The organism is Flectobacillus sp. BAB-3569, from assembly GCF_002270355.1.
Lineage (GTDB): Bacteria > Bacteroidota > Bacteroidia > Cytophagales > Spirosomataceae > Flectobacillus > Flectobacillus roseus.
Genome location: NZ_NJFZ01000035.1, coordinates 136,113 through 157,214 on the forward strand (window position 1 = coordinate 136,113; position 21,102 = coordinate 157,214).

The 21,102-nt window shown below is 38.7% G+C and carries 16 protein-coding genes; 3 read left to right on the top strand and 13 right to left on the bottom strand.

What is annotated here, in order from left to right; translation table 11 throughout:
- Nucleotides 1-79 precede the first annotated feature (79 nt).
- The 5 genes from BWI92_RS24470 to BWI92_RS24490 form a co-directional block, all read right to left on the bottom strand.
- Entirely contained in the window at nucleotides 80-1,837 is a 1,758-nt protein-coding gene (locus BWI92_RS24470; RefSeq protein WP_229363517.1) for a RagB/SusD family nutrient uptake outer membrane protein, read from the bottom strand.
- A complete protein-coding gene (locus tag BWI92_RS24475) occupies nucleotides 1,824-4,595 on the bottom strand; it encodes a TonB-dependent receptor (RefSeq protein ID WP_176464525.1) in 2,772 nt (923 codons plus the stop codon). Before BWI92_RS24475 ends, BWI92_RS24470 begins: the two co-directional genes overlap by 14 nt.
- A complete protein-coding gene (locus tag BWI92_RS24480) occupies nucleotides 4,592-4,945 on the bottom strand; it encodes a carboxypeptidase-like regulatory domain-containing protein (RefSeq protein ID WP_176464526.1) in 354 nt (117 codons plus the stop codon). Before BWI92_RS24480 ends, BWI92_RS24475 begins: the two co-directional genes overlap by 4 nt.
- A 215-nt stretch (nucleotides 4,946-5,160) precedes the next feature.
- Entirely contained in the window at nucleotides 5,161-6,855 is a 1,695-nt protein-coding gene (locus BWI92_RS24485; RefSeq protein ID WP_095167858.1) for a RagB/SusD family nutrient uptake outer membrane protein, read from the bottom strand.
- A 35-nt stretch (nucleotides 6,856-6,890) separates the two neighbouring features.
- Entirely contained in the window at nucleotides 6,891-9,923 is a 3,033-nt protein-coding gene (locus BWI92_RS24490; RefSeq protein WP_095167861.1) for a SusC/RagA family TonB-linked outer membrane protein, read from the bottom strand.
- A 420-nt stretch (nucleotides 9,924-10,343) separates the two neighbouring features.
- Here BWI92_RS24490 and BWI92_RS24495 point away from each other — a divergent pair, with 420 nt between their 5' ends.
- The 3 genes from BWI92_RS24495 to BWI92_RS28385 are packed head-to-tail and all read left to right on the top strand — an operon-like array spanning nucleotide 10,344 to nucleotide 14,492.
- Nucleotides 10,344-11,141 (top strand): two-component regulator propeller domain-containing protein, encoded by a 798-nt coding sequence (locus tag BWI92_RS24495; RefSeq protein ID WP_095167863.1) that lies wholly within the window; start codon nucleotides 10,344-10,346, stop codon nucleotides 11,139-11,141.
- Nucleotides 11,142-11,173: 32 nt separating this feature from the next.
- The gene (locus BWI92_RS24500) at nucleotides 11,174-12,865 is read left to right on the top strand and encodes a two-component regulator propeller domain-containing protein (RefSeq protein ID WP_095167866.1); all 1,692 of its coding nucleotides are present in this window, start codon (nucleotides 11,174-11,176) and stop codon (nucleotides 12,863-12,865) included.
- A gap of 7 nt (nucleotides 12,866-12,872) precedes the next feature.
- The gene (locus tag BWI92_RS28385; protein ID WP_229363524.1) at nucleotides 12,873-14,492 is read left to right on the top strand and encodes an ATP-binding protein; all 1,620 of its coding nucleotides are present in this window, start codon (nucleotides 12,873-12,875) and stop codon (nucleotides 14,490-14,492) included.
- A 328-nt stretch (nucleotides 14,493-14,820) separates the two neighbouring features.
- Here BWI92_RS28385 and BWI92_RS24510 read toward each other — a convergent pair whose 3' ends face one another.
- The 8 genes from BWI92_RS24510 to BWI92_RS24540 form a co-directional block, all read right to left on the bottom strand.
- Nucleotides 14,821-15,387 (bottom strand): hypothetical protein, encoded by a 567-nt coding sequence (locus BWI92_RS24510; protein WP_095167870.1) that lies wholly within the window; start codon nucleotides 15,385-15,387, stop codon nucleotides 14,821-14,823.
- A gap of 374 nt (nucleotides 15,388-15,761) precedes the next feature.
- Nucleotides 15,762-16,064: a thioredoxin family protein gene (locus tag BWI92_RS24515; protein ID WP_095167872.1), complete on the bottom strand. Its 303-nt coding sequence runs from the start codon at nucleotides 16,062-16,064 to the stop codon at nucleotides 15,762-15,764.
- Nucleotides 16,061-16,423, bottom strand: a complete 363-nt coding sequence (locus BWI92_RS24520) for a hypothetical protein (RefSeq protein ID WP_095167874.1) — start codon at nucleotides 16,421-16,423, stop codon at nucleotides 16,061-16,063. Before BWI92_RS24520 ends, BWI92_RS24515 begins: the two co-directional genes overlap by 4 nt.
- A gap of 306 nt (nucleotides 16,424-16,729) precedes the next feature.
- Nucleotides 16,730-17,140: a nuclear transport factor 2 family protein gene (locus BWI92_RS24525; protein WP_095167876.1), complete on the bottom strand. Its 411-nt coding sequence runs from the start codon at nucleotides 17,138-17,140 to the stop codon at nucleotides 16,730-16,732.
- Between the two features lie 12 nt (nucleotides 17,141-17,152).
- The gene (locus tag BWI92_RS24530; RefSeq protein ID WP_095167902.1) at nucleotides 17,153-17,677 is read right to left on the bottom strand and encodes a TetR/AcrR family transcriptional regulator; all 525 of its coding nucleotides are present in this window, start codon (nucleotides 17,675-17,677) and stop codon (nucleotides 17,153-17,155) included.
- A 260-nt stretch (nucleotides 17,678-17,937) separates the two neighbouring features.
- Nucleotides 17,938-18,093 carry a hypothetical protein gene (locus BWI92_RS27495; RefSeq protein ID WP_176464527.1) on the bottom strand — a complete coding sequence of 52 codons (156 nt, stop codon included), beginning with the start codon at nucleotides 18,091-18,093 and terminating at the stop codon, nucleotides 17,938-17,940.
- A 462-nt stretch (nucleotides 18,094-18,555) separates the two neighbouring features.
- Entirely contained in the window at nucleotides 18,556-19,326 is a 771-nt protein-coding gene (locus BWI92_RS24535) for a hypothetical protein (protein WP_095167878.1), read from the bottom strand.
- A 115-nt stretch (nucleotides 19,327-19,441) separates the two neighbouring features.
- Nucleotides 19,442-20,347, bottom strand: coding sequence for a hypothetical protein (locus BWI92_RS24540; protein WP_095167880.1), 906 nt, complete (start codon nucleotides 20,345-20,347; stop codon nucleotides 19,442-19,444).
- Nucleotides 20,348-21,102: the final 755 nt, after the last annotated feature.

A 21,102-nucleotide genomic window follows, 5' to 3' on the forward strand; every position in this document is an offset into this window, starting at 1 on the left:
TTGAGTGTCGAGTTTAGAGTGCTGAGTTTTGAAAAAGAACTCCGCACTCATCACTCCAAACTCATCACTCAAACTTCTCTTACCATCCCGGATTTTGGAGCATAGCTGGTGCTTTGCGTACTTCCGAGTCAGGAATAGGTAAAAGGTACATTTCTGGACGGAAGTTGTGTCTTCTTATCGACTCCGTTACTTGATATGTGTAAGTGTTGTTAGCGTTTTTGGTAATTCTCATACGTTTGTTGTAGCCGTTTGATACATCCATGGCAATTTTCCAACGACGAATATCATTCCAGCGGTGGTCTTCAAAAGCCAATTCGACACGGCGCTCGTTGCGGATGATTTCACGCATTTGTTCTTTGGTCATATTAGCTTTTAAACCATACAATTTTTCATCTCCAGCTGTTATACCAGCACGGTCACGAAGCGCAATAAGCGGGGCATAAGCCAAATCTGTTTTGCCTGTCTCGTTGATTGCTTCAGCATAATTGAGCAATACTTCGGCATAGCGCATGAGCGACCAACCACGGTTAGTTGTAAAACTACTGTTTGCTGAAATATTGGCATCACACATTTTTCGGCTGTAGTATCCTGTTGTTTGTCCTGCCTGCGTAAAACCATCCGAAGGGGCATTTTCGTAGGTCAAAACTTGTCTTTGAGCATTAGCACTTGCCAAATAGTACATCGACTCGTTGTACACAATCGAATATTCAAAACGAGGGTCACGGTTTTTATATGGATTGTTTGGATCATAACCCGATGTTGCATCCGAAATCGCCTTTCCGTTTTTCATAGGGAAAGCATCCACCAAGTTTTGCGTAGGCATGGCATTATATGCCCCTCCGCGGGTTGGCATATTATAAAAACCTTCCATGTCACGGTTGGCAGAACGGTTTTGGAAAATAATAAACTCAGGGTTAACACGATTCAAAAACACTTGATAAAAACCATAACCAGGCGCTGTGGTATTGTCTTTGTACAAAGAATATTCGCCCGAATTCATCACCGCCAGAGCGGCATCAGCGGCTTTTTGCCAATGTGCTACATCATACGTAGGATTGCTGACGATTTTGGCAAGATCTGCATTTTGGGTTTCAGCACCACCATTAAACAATGGACTAGCTGCGTATAGCAATATGCGTGACTTAAGTGCTAAACATGCTCCACGAGTAGCTTTACCATAGTTTTGTTCTGAATAATCGGCACTTTTGGGTAAAACCGTAGCTGCTTCGTCTAATTCTTTTACTAAATAATTGACACAATCAGCGTACGAATTACGTGGTAAATTGATAAAGTCGGTAATGTCATATACTTTGTCACCTACCAATGGCACACCTCCAAAGCTAATCAATAGCCAATGATAGTACCAAGCACGCAAAAAACGAGCTTCTGCGACCATTTGCGCTTTCATGGGTGCTGAAAGTGGAGCATTAGGAAGTTTCTCCAACAATAAATTGACCCTACGGATATTGTTATAGGGTGTTGACCAAAACTCAAAAAATGGGAAGTTGGTCGGGCTCACCGTTCCACTGTAAAGTATTACGGCTTTTTGTCCTGTGCCCGAATAACGATATTCTGCGTCGTCGGTGGCTTCTTCGGTATTGCCATGAGAATCCCAACGACCTTTGGTATAACTAAAACCAATGTCGCTATAGATACGATACAAAAATCCTATTGTACGTGTGCTATCAGAAAAAACCGTTTCTTCGGTCAATGCTGTAGTTTTGGGGTCAAGGAAGTCATCCGACGAAAAGCAGGAGGTAAGTCCTATGACACATGCGAGTAATAATATTTTTTCATAAACTAAAATCAATAAGTTGAATACCTTAGAAAGTAGCACTAATACCAAAGTTGATTAACCGTTGTGGAGGATAACTCACACGGTCGGTACCCGATGAAATTTCTGGGTCAAGTTGATACAGTTTGTCAAGGCTTGTGAAGGTCAGTAAGTTAGAGCCGTTTACATAAATTCTTGCTTGCTGAATACCCAATCCTCTGGTCAAACTACTTGGTAAGTCGAAGTTGATTTGTGCATTTCTCAAACGTAAATAATCCCCTGGAATCAGCCAGAATGTTGATGGATATGCTGTTGGGTCACTAATACCGCCTAGCAAGGTCAAACGAGGATATTTGGCATTGTCGCCTAACTCTGGTGTCCATGCGTATTTGTGTACTTCGGTAAGGTTTGAAGAAAATGCACGGATAGATTCTGCCGTACCTCTTACACTAAAGTTACGTGCTCCTTGGAAGTTGGCACTGATGCTGATTGCCTTGTAGCGGATACCCAAATTGATACCATAAACCGTATTTGGGGTGTTTGGATTTCCAGTTACCGACATATCAAAGCCATCTATTTTGCCATCGCCATTCAAATCAGCGTATTTCAAATCACCCGGTTGTACGGGTACGGCTGTTTTGGGGCTGTTGGCGATATCATCGGCATTTTTGTAGTATCCAATAAAGGTATATGCTCTCATTTGTCCGATGCTATTTCCTGTGAATCTTTGATAAGGGTATAAAGGACTAGGTTCATCTTGGAAGACAATTTTGTTTTTGGCTACAGAATAATTTCCCTTAATGTAGTACGAAAACCCGCTTTTTGTAGGACTTTGATAACCCAACTCGATTTCATAGCCTCGGTTGTTTACTTTTCCCATGTTTACAGGTGGAAGACCTTGCCCAAAAATGGCTGATACTGTACCACGAGTGGTCAAAATATCATATCGATTATTATCAAAATAGTTGAAACTACCTGTTACATTGCTATTGAACAAGCCAAACTCGATGGCTAAATCTAGTTTTTTCTCTTTCTCCCATGTAACCTCGTTGTTGGCAAGCGTACCTTCGACTACGCCTGTATATAAGTTGCTTGAATACCCAAAGTTAGGTGCAACTACCCCGTTACCATTTGAGTAATTTTGTTGATAGTAATAAGAGAAGCTGTTGCCTAAAGCGTCGTTACCTACAATACCATACGAACCTCTGATTTTCAACAAATCCATGAATTTTGGAAATGAATTTTTATAAAATGGTTCTTCCGAAATATTCCAACCTGCCGAAACTGCTGGTAAAAGCCCAAATCTTTTGTCTCTCACAAAACGGTCAGAGCCATTGTAAGCTACGTTGAATTGTACCAAATAACGATTTTTATAATCATATCCCACACGACCAGAATACCCTTGGAAGTTGTTAGGAATAAAATTATATACAGCATTGCTATTGGACGCTTCTGTTGAGTTACGGTTAAAAAGTCCTAAAGCATACACGTGGTGTTTTGAATCAAAAGTACGGTCGTAGTTGACCATTAATTGCATATTCAAAACCCTTGAAGTACTTCTGGCATCATATCCTAGAAAGAAACGACGCACACGATACACATTCGGGTCACGAGCTTCGTAGGTATCTGTGGCTGAATTATATATAAATGATGGAAACTGGTCGCGGGTCATGCTACGTCCGTAGCCATAGTTGCTGGTAAACGAGATACGACCTTGGACAAACAAGCCTTTGGTAAGAAAATCTAATTTTTGCTTCGCCGAGCCAATGAAGTTGATATTACTTTCGTTGGTTTGGTTGTAGCCATAATACTTCAAACGTCCCACCACATTATTCACATTATAGCTTGGGTTTTCGTTTCTAATCCAAGTACTGTAGCCCAATGAACCGTCTGGATTATACACAGGATAGGCAAATGGCGCTAAAGTCAAGAAACTACTATAGTCATAAAATAAGTCGTTATAACCAAATGGACTACCTACTTGTGGGGTATTTACTTGTCCAAAATTGCCATACAAATCCAATCTCAAATCAAGTGATTTGGTAACCGACATATCCAAATTTGAACGATAGTTGTAACGTTGGTGAAAATAATTACTATTTACCCCTTGGTCTTGACCAAAATCTTTGAGCATCCCATCTTGATACAAATAACCTACCGAAACAAAGTATTTTACCTTTTGGGTACCGCCCGACAAGTCTAGGTTTCCACGATATTGCTTGGCAAATTGTTTGAACAAAACATCTTTCCAGTTGACATTTGGGTGACCATAAGGGTCTTTGCCATTTTTGAATAATTCCAAATCTTGGTCACTCCAACGTGGTTTAAACGATGGACTTGGGTTTACGCTATTGTCGTTAATTTGAGCTTGGTTGTACATTTTCGCACTTTCATAAGCATCCAAATAGTTTGGAATGATGGTAGGCTGAGAAAGTGCCATTTCAGCACGCATTGAGATTTGCGGAGGACCTTCTTTACCTCTTCTTGTCGAAACTACAATTACGCCATTAGCACCACGAACGCCATAGATTGCCGTTGTTGATGCATCTTTCAAGATAGAGAGATTCTCGATTTCGTTAGGGTCAATACGAGCAAATTGGTCATACGAATACTCAACATCATCTACAATAATCAAGGGGCGGTTGTTGCCATTATAAGAACTTACCCCACGAATGTAAAAACTTGCGCCATCGGCACCGGGACGACCAGAAGGTTGTTGCGAGAAAAACCCCGGAAGTTTACCAGCCAAAGCATTTTGCAAACTTGCAGAAGGGTTTTCACGAATTTCACGACCAGACACTGAACTTACAGAGCCTGTCAAGGTGATTTTTTCTGCTGACCGTAACCAATTACCACAACTTCATCGAGCGATTTGTCTTCGTCTTCAAGCGTGACATTGACAGTTGAGCGACCAGCTACACTAACCTCTTGTTGTTTAAAGCCAAGCGAACGAAATACGAGTGTATTGCTTTGCCCTTTTAAAGTAATTTTAAAAAAACCTTTTGCGTCAGTAAGGGTACCGTTGGTACTTCGCCCTTTTTCGAAGACTGCCACGCCTGGCAGTGCTTCTTTGCCTCCTGTTACTACTCCCGACACCACCTGACCTTGTGCAAGGGCATTTTGTGCCATGAGCGTAACAATAGAAATCCATATATAAAGTATTTTTTTCATAAAAACATGAGGGTTTTCAGATGGAATTGAAGCCATGAATTTGTTGTTCAAAACAATGAAGTAATCGTGCAAAATGAGATTTAATTATTAAGCTTTCGGCTTTCAGCTATGGGCATTCGGCTTGAAGCACTATAAGGTCCAGTGGATTTTGAGTGTAAAAGATTGATTAGAAAAAATACATTCATAATTCACAACTCATCATTCCGCATTCTTACTTACCAGCCTTCGTTTTGAATAAGCTTATTGTTTTTTAGCGTTTCGTCATACGGTAAAGGCATACTGTATAGTTTGTTAGAAAACTTCATCGTTGATACCACAAATGGCGTAAAAGTCAATGTTGCATTGGTGTTTTTCACGATTTTCATTCCTTTTAGCGAACCACTTGTCGCAGTTTCTGCTATTTTCCAGCGACGAATATCCCAAAAACGATGTTCTTCAAAGGCTAACTCAATACGTCTTTCATTTTGGATGAGCGCACGCATTTCGGTTTGTGATATACCCGCTTTGATGCCGTAGCGATTGTCGGTGCCTGCTCGAATCCCTGCTCTTTTACGAATATCAATGATTCTGGTAACGGCTTCCGTTGTTCTACCTAACTCATTCAGTGCTTCGGCTGCGTTTAAGAGTATTTCCGAGTATCTGAATAGTGGGAAGTTATGGCTCTGATTGGTATAAGTGGTATTATTCGAAAAGTCTGCCATAAACTTACGTAGGTAATACCCTGTGCGAGTTTGAACGGCAATACCTCCTGGTTTGTCCAATCCTCCTTCAAAAGTTTCCACTGCTCTACGCAACCAAGTTTGACCATTGAAAAATACCGTCAAAGCCAAGCGAGGGTCACGGTTGGCATAAGGGTTTTGTGGGTCGTAACCTGATTGAGCATTGGTAATATCTAGCCCAGTAATCGTAGGAAAAGCATCAACTAAATTTTGTGAAGGACTCGTCAAGCCCAGACTTGCAGCGGGCGAACCGAAGCCGACTGGGGCATTGTAGTTTTCAATAAGAAAGTTATTCCCTGACTGTTTGGCAAGAATGATTTCGGTATTCTTTTTTGTCGTAAAAACACCTGAGAAAGAAGTCTGCAAAGCATAATAGTTGAGTCCAATCAATTCGTTGGCAGCATCTAAGGCTTTTTGCCAACGGTTAGCGTCATACGTTGGATAGCCCATTAAGGCCTTCAAGTTGGCATTGGTGCTGATGCCTCCACCATTAAATAGCGGACTAGCAGCATACAACAAAGCACGACCTTTGAGTGCAATCGCAGCTCCTCTCGGAATTCTTCCCCAGTTGCTATCCGAAACAGGTTCAGGAGTAAGTGTTCCTTTTACGGCATCACATTCTGAAACGATGTAGTCGATACATTCTTCGTAGGTATTACGAGGAATCGACAAATCATCTTGGATGGTAAATACTCGGTCACCAATTAATGGCACACCACCATAACGTTTTACCAATTCAAAATACAATAACGCACGAATATAACGCGCTTCGGCTTTCCAGATGGCAATACTGTTGGTGGCTGCTGGCACTTTGTCGATATTACTCAAAAAGATATTGACACGACGAATACCCGCATACGAAGTGCCCCAATAAGGGTCGGGGTTGTTAACCGTACTGATTAATCCATTGGTATAATATTCTGCTTGACGATTGGTTCTGGACGGAACGGCATCGTCTGTACCTGTTTCCAAAAAGTCACCTCCCAGTCCATTGATTCTATTAAAACCATCGGGGATATAACTGTAAATGTTGTTGAGGAAAAAGACGGCTACGGTAGCATTTTTATCTTTGTCGTCCCAAACCAAAGTGTCAAGAATCCAATCACGAGGCTCAGTTTCTACCCTTTCGCAAGCCGCAAAAGTTAGTGCTGTAGCCAAAATAAAGGATGATATATATTTTTTAGAAATCATTTTTTCTGAAAATTTTAAGCTTGATGAAAGCCATTTTACAATTTGAGATTTACACCAAAATTGAATACTCGCTGAATAGGATAGTTGCTCGAAAAGCCCTCTGGGTCGAGGTATTTGTCGGCATTAAATGTCACAAGGTTGGTAGCGTTGGCAAAAACACGAATTCCTTGCACTTTGATGTTTTTACAAAGCTTACTAGGAAGGGTATATCCCAATTCGATATTTTTCAAGCGAACATAATCTCCTGAGCGTGCCCAAAAAGTAGAAACTAATTGGTTATTAGTGTTTGTACCAAGCCACAGACGAGGGTACGAAGCGTTTGGATTTGTAGGAGTCCAACGGTCGAGGTGTTGCTCGAATGCTTGTCCAAAACCTCCATTCTGGAAAGCCAACATCGAATTGGCATTGGCCACAATTACTCGGTTAGCCACGCCCTGCACCAACACAGAGAAGTCGAATCCTTTTCGCGAATATCCTAACGTTGACCCGAAGGTAATGTATGGGCTCTGTGGTCCGATTGGCGCCACATCAAGCTGATTGATTACACCATCATTGTTCAAGTCTTTATATTTGAGGTCGCCTAACTGTGGTTGATACCCAACAGTCGTAGCACGCGATTGTAGTTCGGCAGTGGTTTGATAAAAACCCTCAGAAATATATCCAAAAAGCTGTCCAACTCTTTGTCCAGTTCGATATAACCATGAATAGGGTTGTGTCACTTCGTCGATATAAATTACTTTGGAATTTTGGAAGCCAGCATTTGCTGTGGCATAAAAATCGCCTATCGAGGTACTTTTTTGCCAATTCAACTGTAAGTCAATTCCTGTGTATTGATTTTTACCAATATTTTCATTTGGATAAATATTTCCTAATATGCTAGTATTGCGACCACGTTGAATCAACAAATCATAATATTGCATATTGTAATATTCGACGGTAAAGCCTAAAGAATTATCAAATAAAGCTCCTGTAAGCCCAATATTGAGTTTGTTAGATTTTTCGAAGGTAATATTAGGATTCGCCAGTGGCTCTTCTGTGACACCTGTATTACCCCCTGCACCTGTACCGAAAACGGCGCCAGTATTATCAAAATAACGTTGGATATAGCTAAAATAACCGGGGTTATCATTACCATTTTTACCATAACTAGCATATAATTTCAAATAAGAAATCCATGCTTGAGATTGTAGGAAATCTTCCTTCGAAATATTCCAAGCCAAACCTACTGCTGGGAAAAAGCCATATTTGGTTGTGCCTCCTGTTGGGTATCTGTTTGAGCCATTCAAGCCAAAAGCAAGGTCAAGGATATATTTTTGCTTGTAATTATAGCCCATGCGTCCTGCTAAGCCTGTAATAGTATAGGGCAAATCAGAGCCTGAAACGGAGTTTTGACGATTAGCCAATAATACAGCATTTACGCCATGATTCCCTCTAGTTTTGTCATAACCCAAAGACAATTCCAAATAGTCAGAACGTCCTTGATAATCCATGTAGTTATAGTTACTTTGGTCGCCGTTTACGCCAAATTGCTGGTAAGTTTCTTGTCCAGTAGCAGATACATTTCTTTGGAAAACAGCAAAAGTTTTATTACGTACTACGTTTTCTGAAAGTGTAGCATAATAAGAGCCCACGGCTTTAATCCACATACCAGAAGCGATTTCGTCGAGCGTTCTTTTCAGGTAAAAGTCAGCCAACATATCTCTTTTGAAGTTTTGTTGGTATCCAGACCCAATAGTCTGTGCTAAGATATTGTTTTGAAACTGCTGATTACCACCATACGAACCATTAGGATTGTACACAGGATAGGCATTGTTAGGCGTGTTGAGAATACTATTCAAAATATTACTTGTTCCAGCACCTGCATCATTACCATTCAGAATACGCCCCAAGAGATAAATACCGCCCGAAAGCTTGGAATTTAGCTGTAAATCAACATTCGAACGTATGGTATATGATTTAAAGTTATTATTGGTATTGTAAGGGGTAGTGGTATTTTTTTTCAAAAGCCCCGTTTGGTTGATATGGTCAAACGAAATAAAGTATTTCGAAAAATTATTTCCTCCTGTAGCACTAAAAGTATAGCGATCCATACGTGAAGATGGCTCTAGCGTAGCATCACGCCAGTTGACATTCGGATAGTTGTAAGGGTCTGAGTTGGTCGCATAAGCCTGTAAAGCTGCATCAGAATAAACAGGAGTCAGTCCGTCGTTTACACGTGCTTCGTTATAGAGCTTGGCATAATTATAGGCGTCCAATCCCTTCGGGAACTTCAAGGGTTGTTGAATCGCTGTTTGCGCGGTAAATGACATTTTAGCATTTGAAGCCGAGCCTTTACGAGTATTGATTACCAAGGCACCACCATTGCTGCGCACGCCAAGCATGGCATTGGATAAAGCATCCTTGTGTACCGTGATTGATTCGATTTCTTCCAAATCAAAAATGGTAAGCTGTCTCGGAATACCATCGATGATAACCAAAGGCCCCTGCCCACGAAGTCCGAATGAAATACCATCGCTTCCTGGCTGTCCCGAAAACTGGAATGTACTCGTACCTGCAAGTCTACCCACTAAGGTATTGAGTATCGACGTAGCAGGCATTTTTTGAATATCTTTGTTGTAAATTGCTTGCGACGAACCAGCGGTAATTTCTGATTGTAAAGACTGATTGAAAAGTCCTCGAATAGGTTTGATGCGAGCAACAGCAGGGTTTTGACTACTCAAAACAACTCTCTCAGAAATGTCTTTTATCGAAATTTCTTTTAGAAAAGTCCCCACACAGTAAATCCCAATTTTGTCACCAATTTGCGCATCAATAGTGGCAATACCATTACTTGATGTAGTCGCAAACATTCCTGTTCTACTGTTTTTAAGATTCACATTTTCCAACACTTCGTCATTGTCATCTGTTACCAAAATAGTACGTAAAGTAGCATTGGAAGTTTGTGTGTTTTCGGTAGTGTTTTGTGCTTGAGTGGTATGGCTTAGAGGATAACCACTCAAGAGCACCATCAACCAAAATGAGGAGGGGGGAAACCTGAGGAATTGAGGTTTTCGTAAAAGTTTGATCATAATTATAGGGTTTGATAAAACGGAAAAAGGTTTGGAATGAAATAGGTTGGTTAAACAGAAAAGGGTTTTTGTGTTTTTACAATAATATATTTGAATAATGCAAAAATGGCGATAAAAAATGGTCTGATGTAGGGTGAAATTCGTTTAAAAACAGGGTCAGTTTGAGCCTTTGAGTTTATCGGGGCCCGTTTTTGATTATTTTGTATTAGATTTTTTTTAAGGAGTAATATCCTTGCTCAATTTGCTTATACCTAAGTGATAGTTTTGCCATCGTTGGAGTTATCTCCAACGAATCATGCGTAAGCAACTAGCCAAGTTATGGGAAGGGATATTGCTAGTGTGTTGCTGACGCGAGTTTGTTGGAGAAAACTCCAACAATGCCTTTGTCCACATTTAAGACTTTAATGATTGCTTTAAACCATGAAGAAAATTATACGATTACTAATTACACTACTATTGTTTTGTGAAGTATTCCCAAGCAAGTCGCAGGAGAGTATCCATAAATATCGCTTCGAACATATTACTGTTAACGATGGGCTACCACATAGCGATGCTAACTGTATTGTGTCAGATAGTACGGGGTATATATGGGTGGGTACCAACAATGGAGTATCAAAATATGACGGCTATTCGCTCAAAAACTATGACCTGCCAGTCAATCCACACAACGGTTTGCCCAGCAATAGAGTAGTGGCTATGCACCTTGATTCCCACAAGCGATTATGGGTGGCATCAGGAAGTGCAGGATTAAGTTTTTGGGATAAGCATCACGATAAATTTATCAATGTTGCCGAACGAGAAGGCAACGGGGTAGACCAGAATGCACTTGAAAAACTTCGGGTTAGTAATGTTCTATCCATTTCCAGCGACTCTTTTGGAAGGGTTTGGGTGGGCACTCGTACCATGGGCTTGTTCATGTTGGAATTTAAAAATGAATTATTGGTTTCTATCCGTCAAATAGTAATACATGGTACCACACAGTATGGGGTATCCTCGATGGCACGTGAGCGTGATGGGTCTATTTGGATTGGTACAATTAGTCATGGGCTGTGGCATTTAGCTCCCCAACAGTCTATGCCAACTCCGACACTTTTTACGAATCATAAAATTTCTGCTTTGTGGGTCGATAACCACGATAATCTGTGGATAGGAACACAGTTTGAATTATTTTTGCGAATAAACAAGAAAAAAGAAACCGTGTTTATCATACAACATTAATACAGCAGTTTTCGGAAATAGGCAGTGTCTTTGTGGATTCTTTCCAGCATCTATGGGTAGGAACAAATCATGGTTTATACTATTGGGCAGGGATTCCAACAAGTACAGAGCCTGCTCTATTGACTGTTTGGAGAAATAGCATGCAAAGTTTTTTCCCAACAGATGGAGACTCGTACAGCATTAATTCAGGGAGAGTACATCAGATTTTAGAAGATAAATACCATAATCTTTGGCTAGCAGCATCTTCGGGAGGGCTCAACAAAGTAGATCTTAAAAGAAAACCCTTTTTTGTGATTCAACGCCAATTTGGCACAGCCTCTTCTTTGCCTAGTAACTACATTAATGCCGTACTGACCGATCAAGATCAAGAGCATCTTTGGATAGGTACAAGAAATGGATTTTCTAAATATCATCTTCAAAATCATACCTTTCAAAATTTTGTTCATACCCCTATCAATGGCGATGGTTCAGGAGTGGATGTTTCTGCTTTTTATCAACAAAAAGATGGTACGCTTTGGGTAGGAACTCGTTATCGTGGGCTAATAATTTTTAATGGAAACAATCGAAAAGTACTTACGGATGTGAATGCCAACCTTTCTTTTTACGGAACTAGCGTAGAAAGAATTTTAGAAGATCGGTTTGGTACAATTTGGGTAGCGACTTTTGAACGAGGTCTTTTGCGTTTTGATAAAACAGGAAATCTATTACAGCAATATTCGCTTGATGTTAATAATTTTCCTGCAAGACAATGTACCTATTTGTTGTATGAGCCCAACACAGACCATCTTTGGGTGAGCTCACGCGATAAAGGAGTTCTAAAACTCAAAATATCGGCAACAACGATGACCTTGGTCAACAATTATCAATATGAAAAGAATAACCCTAATAGTTTGAGTGGTAATTATGCTTGGCCATTGGTCAAGGATTCAAAAGGCAATTTGTGGGTTGGTACGATTGGGGCAGGGCTGAATAAAATCTCTCCTCAGGGTATTGTTGAGCGTTGGAATATTGGTTATTCAAACATCGAATCGCTGATATTTGACCGTCAGGGATACCTTTGGCTAGGTGGCGAGGGCTTGATGAGGCTTAATACTCAAAATCATCAACAGATTCATTATGATGTTGGCGATGGGCTACAAAGTAACTCTTTCAAAATTGGTGCTGTTTGCCAAGACAAAGGAGGCTATTTTTATTTTGGAGGCATCAAAGGTATTACTTATTTCAAGCCAGAGCAGATTCAGCCAAGTAATCAAAAGCCTGAAATACATCTGACTACGCTACGAATCTACAACAAAGAGGTACACATAGGTGAGCCATTTGAGGGACGAGTGATTTTGTCGCAGCCATTGGATGAAACACAAGAGCTGACTATTGAACCTAACGAAAATTATTTTTCCATAGAATTTGTCGGTATTAATTACAAAAACCCCAAGAAAAACCAATATGCTTACAAGTTGGTAGGCTCAAACGACGACTGGATTTATACAGATTATAATCAGCGTATTGCCAACTTTTCGAACCTTGATGCTGGTGAATATACGTTCTTGGTCAAGACCAGTGATGGGGAAGGAGGCATGGTCGGCCAAGCCTGCCGAAATCAAAATTCGGGTGTTACCGCCTTGGTACAAAACTTGGTGGGCGTTCCTCATTTATGCTTTGATTTTATTTTTTGCTTTCAAAGAATACCAAAAGGCAACATTAGCAAAACAGGCTTTGAAAAATGATGTCTTGATGGAAAAATACAAAGCAGATCAAGAAAAGACTTTGACCGATCTCAAACTTCGTTTTTTTACCAATGTTTCGCATGAATTAAGAACGCCGTTGACCTTAATTTTGGGGCCAATTGAAGAGTTGGCTTCTTCGGAACATGAGAAAAAGGACAAAATCATGCTGATTTTACAACAAACCAGAAAATTACTGGATTTGGTAAATCAGTTACTAGATTTTCGGAAAGCCGAGACGGGGAATATGAAGATACTGGCAACCTTCGGAAATATCATTCCGATGATAGAAGAGGTGTTTTTGATTTTCAAACTCAAGGCTCAAGAGTCCTCGATTGATTATACCATGAGTTTGCCACAAACGACAGTAGAGCTGTTTTTTGATAGTAGTAAATTAGAAATTATTCTGACCAACTTGCTATCCAATGCGTTTAAATATACGCCATCGGGAGGTAAAATATCTTTGAAAACAGAAATTGTCGGTAGTTCTTCTGAGGAGGCAGTTTTTGAGGGAGGTAGACCAAGTAAGAACTTTCTCCAAATTTCTATCCAAGACTTTGGGGTTGGTATGTCGGTCGATGAATTGGATAAAATCTTTGACCCTTATTATCAAGCTTCCCACACCGAAACCCTCAAAATTAGAGGAACAGGGATTGGATTGTCACTGGTTAAACAGTTGGTAGAAGCTCATAAAGGTAGCATAGAGGTCGAAAGTGCCATTGCTAAGGGTACAACATTTATCTTAAAATTACCTTTTAGTAAAAAACCTCTTGTCGAAAACACCGAAGCTGAACATCATCACGAAGAGACAAAATCGCTAGTAGAGGAGGTTATTCCTGTTGTAGCACCTTTGGAGAAGTTTTCGGCGAAAGTCTTGATTGTTGAAGACCAAGAGGATTTAAGAGCGTATTTGAAGCAAATTTGTGAAGTAAGTTATGAAGTTGCCACCGCTGTTGACGGATTAGATGGTTGGGATAAAGCCCTAGAATGGCAACCCGATTTGATTATTAGTGACATCATGATGCCTAATAGCGATGGGTTGGAGCTTTGTCAAAAGGTCAAACAAAATCCTAAAACCTCGCATATTCCTGTGTTTTTGCTGACGGCTCGTGCGGCAGTTACACATGAAGTGGAAGGTTTAGAAATGGGAGCAGATGAATATATGGCAAAGCCATTTAATCCTTTGGTGCTGAATGCCAAAATTGCTTCTATTCTTCAAAATCGCTCGCAATTGCGTAGCTATTACCAAAAGCAGATTTTGCTAGAACCGAGTTTGCCAGATATTCCAGACGAAACAAAAGCATTATTGGAAAAAGCTATGGCGATTGTAGAGGCCAATCTAACCAATCAAGATTTTACCGTGCAGACGCTTGTGAAGGATATGGGAATGAGCCAGTCTGCGATATATCGTCAAATTAAATCCATTACAGGACAATCTTTGGTGGAGTTTATTCGAGATATTCGCCTTAAACGAGCAGCGCAATTGCTGAGCAACGGCAACCTTCGTGTGACCGAAGTTGCTATGCTAGTGGGCATTGAAGACATGAAGTATTTCCGAAAAATGTTTCAGCAAACCTATAATGTCTCTCCGTCAGAATATGCCAAGCAGAAGAAAGAGAATTTGATGTAGTGAGGTGGAGGTAGTAATAGAATTTGTTTACCATGGCGAGGACTTTTTGTGAAGTTCCGATGCTGGTGCTGGCTTCCTAGCCAGTACCTATTTTTCTCTGGATTCTATCCAGAGAATATCCAAGCTATTGCTAACTTCTCGCAGCAGCTACTCCTTTTTACGGAGATTATTTTTTCAAATAATAAAGGATTAGAATCCTTAGATTTGGTAAGTACTGGCTAGGAAGCCAGCACTAGCGGGTCACTCATTCGTTCAATCACTAAATTAGAGATGACTCATGTTTGGTATTTCATGTTTTGTCTTAACAAACAGAAGCTAATTTGTCTCCCTAGCAACCGCCTTGGCGAAGAGCACGTTTATAAATTATTTTATGATCTTGTTCTACATAGTCGCCCGCTACTATTGGATACGAATACTTGGGTGCATGCGATACACTGTGGCTTCTTATAATTATTTTGTCCTTGACTTTCAGGTTATGTAATTGCTCAAATTCGGTGTTAGTATTCAAAATATTATTGCCAGACTTTTCTGGTCCAAAACTAAGGATATAATCTTCTCCATTAATTTTGACCATTATCCCGAAGCCCAATCTTGAGCCTGCTGGGAGAGAAAGGGACGTCACAATGGCCTCCATATTAGAGAAAGCACCTATGTTCTTCCTTATTTTAGCTTCGGCAGCATATACTTTTTGGCCTGCGGGAGACGCTTCCCACTTTTTGAACATCACACCATCAGGGCTTGCTTCCCATTTTTTTAATGCGGCTTTCCTTTCTGCAATAGTGAGAGGCTTAGAGATGGACTTTTTGGAAGTTTCTTTGGCAGGTTCATGATTTGCCAATACCAGCCCACTTGCTCCAACCAGTGCTAAAATCAGTGTATAAATGATTTGTTTCATATTTGTTGTCTGTTAAATTGAATAGAACAGAATGTGCAAAATATCGAGGTATAAAAAAGGGTTTTGGGATACGATAATTTTCATACTGTTCACATGACAAAATTACCATAATCTACTAGCTACTTGCTGTCACTCACGTGTTATTGATGTGTTATAGAGTTGTTAAAATGATCTTGTGCTGGTGCTGTCTTCTCTCCAAAGCTATTCCTATTCACGGAGTTGGCTTTTATTCTAATAATACAGGATTAGAATCCTTAGATTTGGTAAGTACTGGCTAGGAAGCCAGCACTAGCGAGGTTTTTTATTGAAGTTCGTTGAAATTAGCATACTTCAAGTCTGTATATGAGTCCTCCATGTGTATTGTCGAGCTATTACTAATTGTACTTTTTTAACAAATCCTGCATTGTTTTGATGTCGGGGGTATCATACTTTTCACCAATATCTTCTTTGATATTTCCATCACTATCTAAAATCAAAAGAGTTGGATAAATATAACTTGGATAAGCCCTTTTATTGTATTTTTTGTTTATCTCTATGCCCTCGCCAACCTCAGCATCATATTTCAAGTTGATAAACTTACTGTTTAATACGCGTGAAACTTCTCTATCTTTCAAAACAGTTTTACTAAAATGTAGGCATGGTCCACACCAACCTGTATAAATATCTAAAAATATCAATTTATGCTCTTTTTTGCTTTTCTGAGGCTTACCTGAAAGTTATCTTCTTCAAAATTTACAGCAGATTGTGCATGAATCTTTCTGTTATTTTGCACTTCTGTGAAGTAAATAAATCTATGAAAAATCATCATAAAGGAATAAAAAAGTGCTAAACCCACAATCATAGCTTTTAAAACTTTAAAAGCTATGCGAATAGAGTTAAAATATTTGTAGAAAATGATTACCAAAAAAGGGATAATAATAGCAACAATAAAGTTGGTTTCATCTGCAAATGGTTTGTATGAAATAATTAAATAGACGCCTATTAGACCTAATATGAAGACTATGAAGTAGAATAATTTGTTGAAGTAGTTTTTCATGGTGTTAGTTTGTTTTGGGGACTATTCCCAATGTTTCTGAGCTTGGTAAAGGTGTTTTTTAGTACAAAAGTTTATTATATGCTCAACAGCCTACCTGACTCAATACTTGTATGCTTGTTGCACAATTCAAATATATGGAAATGAAAATAGATTGTTACACTGTGTTCCGAAGAAATGTGTATTAATGGTATTCAAATGTATAAAACTCATTAACTAGTTATCTTTAAAAAATAAACCTCCTTTAAATGGAATTAAAGGAGGTTTTTACAATTAATATAACAATATCCATACTACTCGAATGCTATTTTACAAATGTCTTTCAGACTCGTTTATTTCAAGATCATTGATGCTTGCGTATCTTTTTTGCATCAAGCCATTTTCATCAAATTCCCAGTTTTCATTTCCATAAGCTCTGAACCAGTTGCCTTCTTTGGTTTGATACTCGTACTCAAATCTAACTGCGATTCTATTTTCTGCATGCGCCCAATACTCTTTTTTGAGTTTGTAATTCAATTCTCGTTGCCATTTATCAGCTAAGAATTTCACGATTTCTTCTCTTCCGTTGACAAACGTACTACGATTACGCCATTCACTGTCGACGGTATACGCCAAAGATACTTTTTCAGGATTTTGTGAGTTCCAAGCGTCTTCAGCCATTTGAATTTTCTGTTTTGCGGTCTCCAACGTAAAGGGAGGAAGGGGATGTTTCTGTTCCATTTGATTAGTTATTTAGATGATACTTTTGACTATTGCCTTTGATTTATGGACAATTTCGTTTGATCCGAACAATTGACTTTCTATGATTGAGCTTTCGAAAAGCAGATAAATATGGGTTGCCAGCAATTCGTCTTCTATGAGCTGACTAAAAAACACTCTCAAATCATTTTTATGTGATTGGATTACACTAAGAATGTTTTCTTGCTCTTTTGAAATTTCAGACATGATATTGAGAAAACTACAACCTCGAAAGTTTTCTTTTTCATTCATGTGCATGATAAAGTCAAATGCGGCAACAATTTTTTCTTGGGTATTTTCAGATGTTGAAGTGAACTCTGAAAGTGCATTAAACCAAGATTCGTGTCTTCTATTCAGAAAAGTGACACATAGGTCGTCCTTTGTTTTGAAATGTTGGTAAAAACTCGCTTTTGCCACATTCGCCTCACTAATAATCTGGTTAATACCTGTGCTGTTATAACCTTGATGATGAAATAAAATGGAGGCTCGTTCTAGTATTCTTTCTCTTGGTGAACTCATGATTTCCTTTTTTTTACCAAAGATATGAATAAAAATATTATATACAAACAAGTCTGTCTGTTTTTTTGGAAAAAAACTGAATTTAGATCAAGTTAAATAATCGTGTAAAATAAGATTTGGGTGCTTTTGGCACTAGACAATAGGAACAAGACAAAGGGTTTTAATATGTTTTAGTAACTGCAGATATCTTTTACTGAAAGCCTAATAGTTGAATTTTATTTTGTCTACTAGCTTAATAAGTTAGAAACCCTCTAAAATGGCTAGAATAAACCAAAATTTACAAAAGAAGAATGGGTTTTCTGTCCATCAAAGTCGTTGTAGGTTAGGGCAGTCTGTGTCAGCGAAAGGATAAAAACAGTCAAGCTGATGATTGAAAAATAGGTCTTAACTTTAAGTAGTTTGTTATCTTTTGTCATTTTAAATAGTTTGATTTATGGTAGTTCTCGAAAAGTGTTGATGAATAAACTAGGCATTTGATAATTTGTACTTTTGTGGTCTTGAATCTTAAAAACCAATGAATCAAAATGCTTAGTGTCCCACGTTGGTGCGGCTTTCTAGCCAGTATCCATTTTTTCTCTGGATTCTATCCAGAGAAAATCATTCCAAAACATTACAATTGTGCTTACATTCATCATTGGTTCTCCCTATGTACAGATTGATTTATCTATGCGCAGGATTAGAATCCTTAGATTGGGTAAGTACTGGCTAGGAAGCCAGCACTAGCGGGGGGCACTTATAGCATTGTATTGGGTTTTCTTTTAAAGGAAAAAAGGCACATGCCGAATGTTATGATAGGTTGCTCTAACGGTATTCAATTGCCATTGAATTTTACACGACTGATTATATGTAATGAATTGGTGTTATACTCCCCTTTAATGTCATGGCATTAGAAAAATATCAATCAATAATTTGTTGTCCTGTCGCCACTTTAGCCAACCCGTCAGCGGATTTTTACATTTATCAATATAGGTTTGACAAGGCATTCCTTCATGTGGATTATTATCTTCATTGTAAAAACAATCATACTTTACCTTTACCCAGTCGCCCTTAACTTCTATAGGACAAAACATTTCTAGTTCATTCGGAATCGTCAAGGTTTTTGCATTGTCATTTGGATCTTGTCTCAATGGCAACTTTGGGGTGGGTTCATCTGTCTCAGAAGTGAGTCTTCTAATTCCAAAAGACTCTAGGATGTATTGATCCCATGTTTTGAACTCGTAAGAATTGATTTTAGGCAAATATTTAAGTTGTGAATTGTTTACTAATACTTTATATGCTTTGGCTGTTTGGGCTACACAAACAAAGTGCATTATCCCATAATCAGGTTTATAAAATAACGAGGAAATAGTCGAATTACTACCATCTTCGGAGTACATATCCTTACTGGTAAGTTTATCCGTTAGTAAGCTATCATTAAATACATCAAACTGACTTGGAGGAATAATTAGGCCAATACCCAGCGTTGAGACGTCATTTGAATACTGTAAATTATTCTCTTGAACCGTTAACGTACTTACTTCAGTTGTCGCTGTAGGAGTATTGACTGTTTGTTTTACAGTGGTGTCTAAACTATCGCTTCTATTGGATTTTCCTTGTCCACACGAGAGTAGGAGGGTTGAAGTTAGAAGGATTAATATTGTTTGTTTCATATTGTATCAAAATAGCTTGTAACAGCATCGGCATTAAGGATCATAAATGTACAACCATCAGACCTAAAGCTATTTACTTAAATAGCGAACATTTTAATTTTGGAAAAAACTACGGTTATCGGTTTTTAGTCTCCTCTAAGTTATCACTGAACCAGTCATAGCCTACAATTTTTCTATATTCAGAAGGGACATCATTGCGTCGAGCCAAGATCTTATGATTGGGATGACTTGGCAGATTCTTTGAGACAATCAGTTTGCCTGTTTTCTCACTTTTATTATTTTTTTCGTAATAAATGTATTCCACTGTGTCCACAGACTCTTTATTCCATTTGAATTTGTACATTTCTGTTTCGCCAGGGTGTCCATAGCATACACCTCTAATTATTTGTTCTTTTGGAGAAAAAGTTGGATTGATAAATTTCAGACTGCTTGAAAAACGTTTCCTGTCGTCTCTTTGCAAGTACACATTACTAAATGCCTTCAGGCAGCATCCTGTAGCACCATACCAGTTGACTATGAAATCTTTTAAGCCATCTCCATTAATGTCAGTAATGGTATCTCCTGTATATTCTAAAATCGATTGTTCGTGAGAAAGTACTTTCTGGAATTTACCGTGGTTTTTTGAAAAGATGTCGATAAACAGAGTAGAGGAAGTCTTCCTTCGAATAATCAAATGTGGAAATTTGTTTGAAAAGTAAAAGCCTTCCTTTAGGTTAACTTCTACTTTATCCGAACTATCGGGTGTAGAAATAAAGTACTTCTTTTTAAAGATATTTAATCCCTTAAGTTTTTCGGCCATCCTTATGGCTTTTGTTAAAATTTTGCTGTTGTTTAAGCTGTCCCAATTCTCTTGTACTTCTATTGGGCTGGCATTGCCAGCTGGCACCGTCTCTTTTAGATCAATCAAAGTTTCTGTCGGATTGCTTTGGTTTGTATCAACAGATTTCTCTTCCTGAGGTTGCCCACACGAGATAATTAATAGGATAATTGCAATTGTAAAAGTGTAGTTTATGAGTTTCATTGGGGTATATTTTGGTGTTGTTGAAGAGGTAATTAAGGGAATAGTGTTTTCTTGAATTTCTGATTAAATATAAAAATAAATACCACAAGAATTGGTAACTATAGCCAAGCTGTAAATACGAATTATAGCCCATTTTGTCCATCTGCAGTAGAGCATACTATTTTCCATTTGTAAAAAGAGGAGCTAAGTTAGTGGGCAAAATAAAATTTAAGATTGTGCTTTGGGCTTTCAGGTATCGGCTTTCGGCGGTGGGCTTTGTAAAAAAGCATGGCTGAGGTTAATAAAAAGCATTTTAACACTCTGTGCCTTGTGCCCGTTGCCTTGTCCCTAAAACCCATAAATCAAATCTTATTTTGCACTATTACTTATGCTTGATTAAATTAAATGTATTCTGATAGATTAAAGAGTGCTAATCGAGTTTTTAAAGATGGTGATTTATCAACCATTAAGGCAGTAATGTACCGATAAAACAAATACGTAAGAGTTAAGCCTCTTAATTGGCAAACAGAATACTCAATGGTTTACAGGGGTAGGTTATTTGAAACGACCCTCCGATGACGAACACATTCTGGTTATTTGATTAATCATATGCCCATTGGTCGCTGACCGGTTGAGTCGTCAACCTCAAGGGCAAATTGTGTTAAGTTTATCACTTGATATCCTTCTCAAATATCGATATGTTTTATGGGATCAGAGATTGTCATTTTATCTGCCCGTAGCTGAGAATGATGATAGTTGTGTTTCGTAAATGTTTA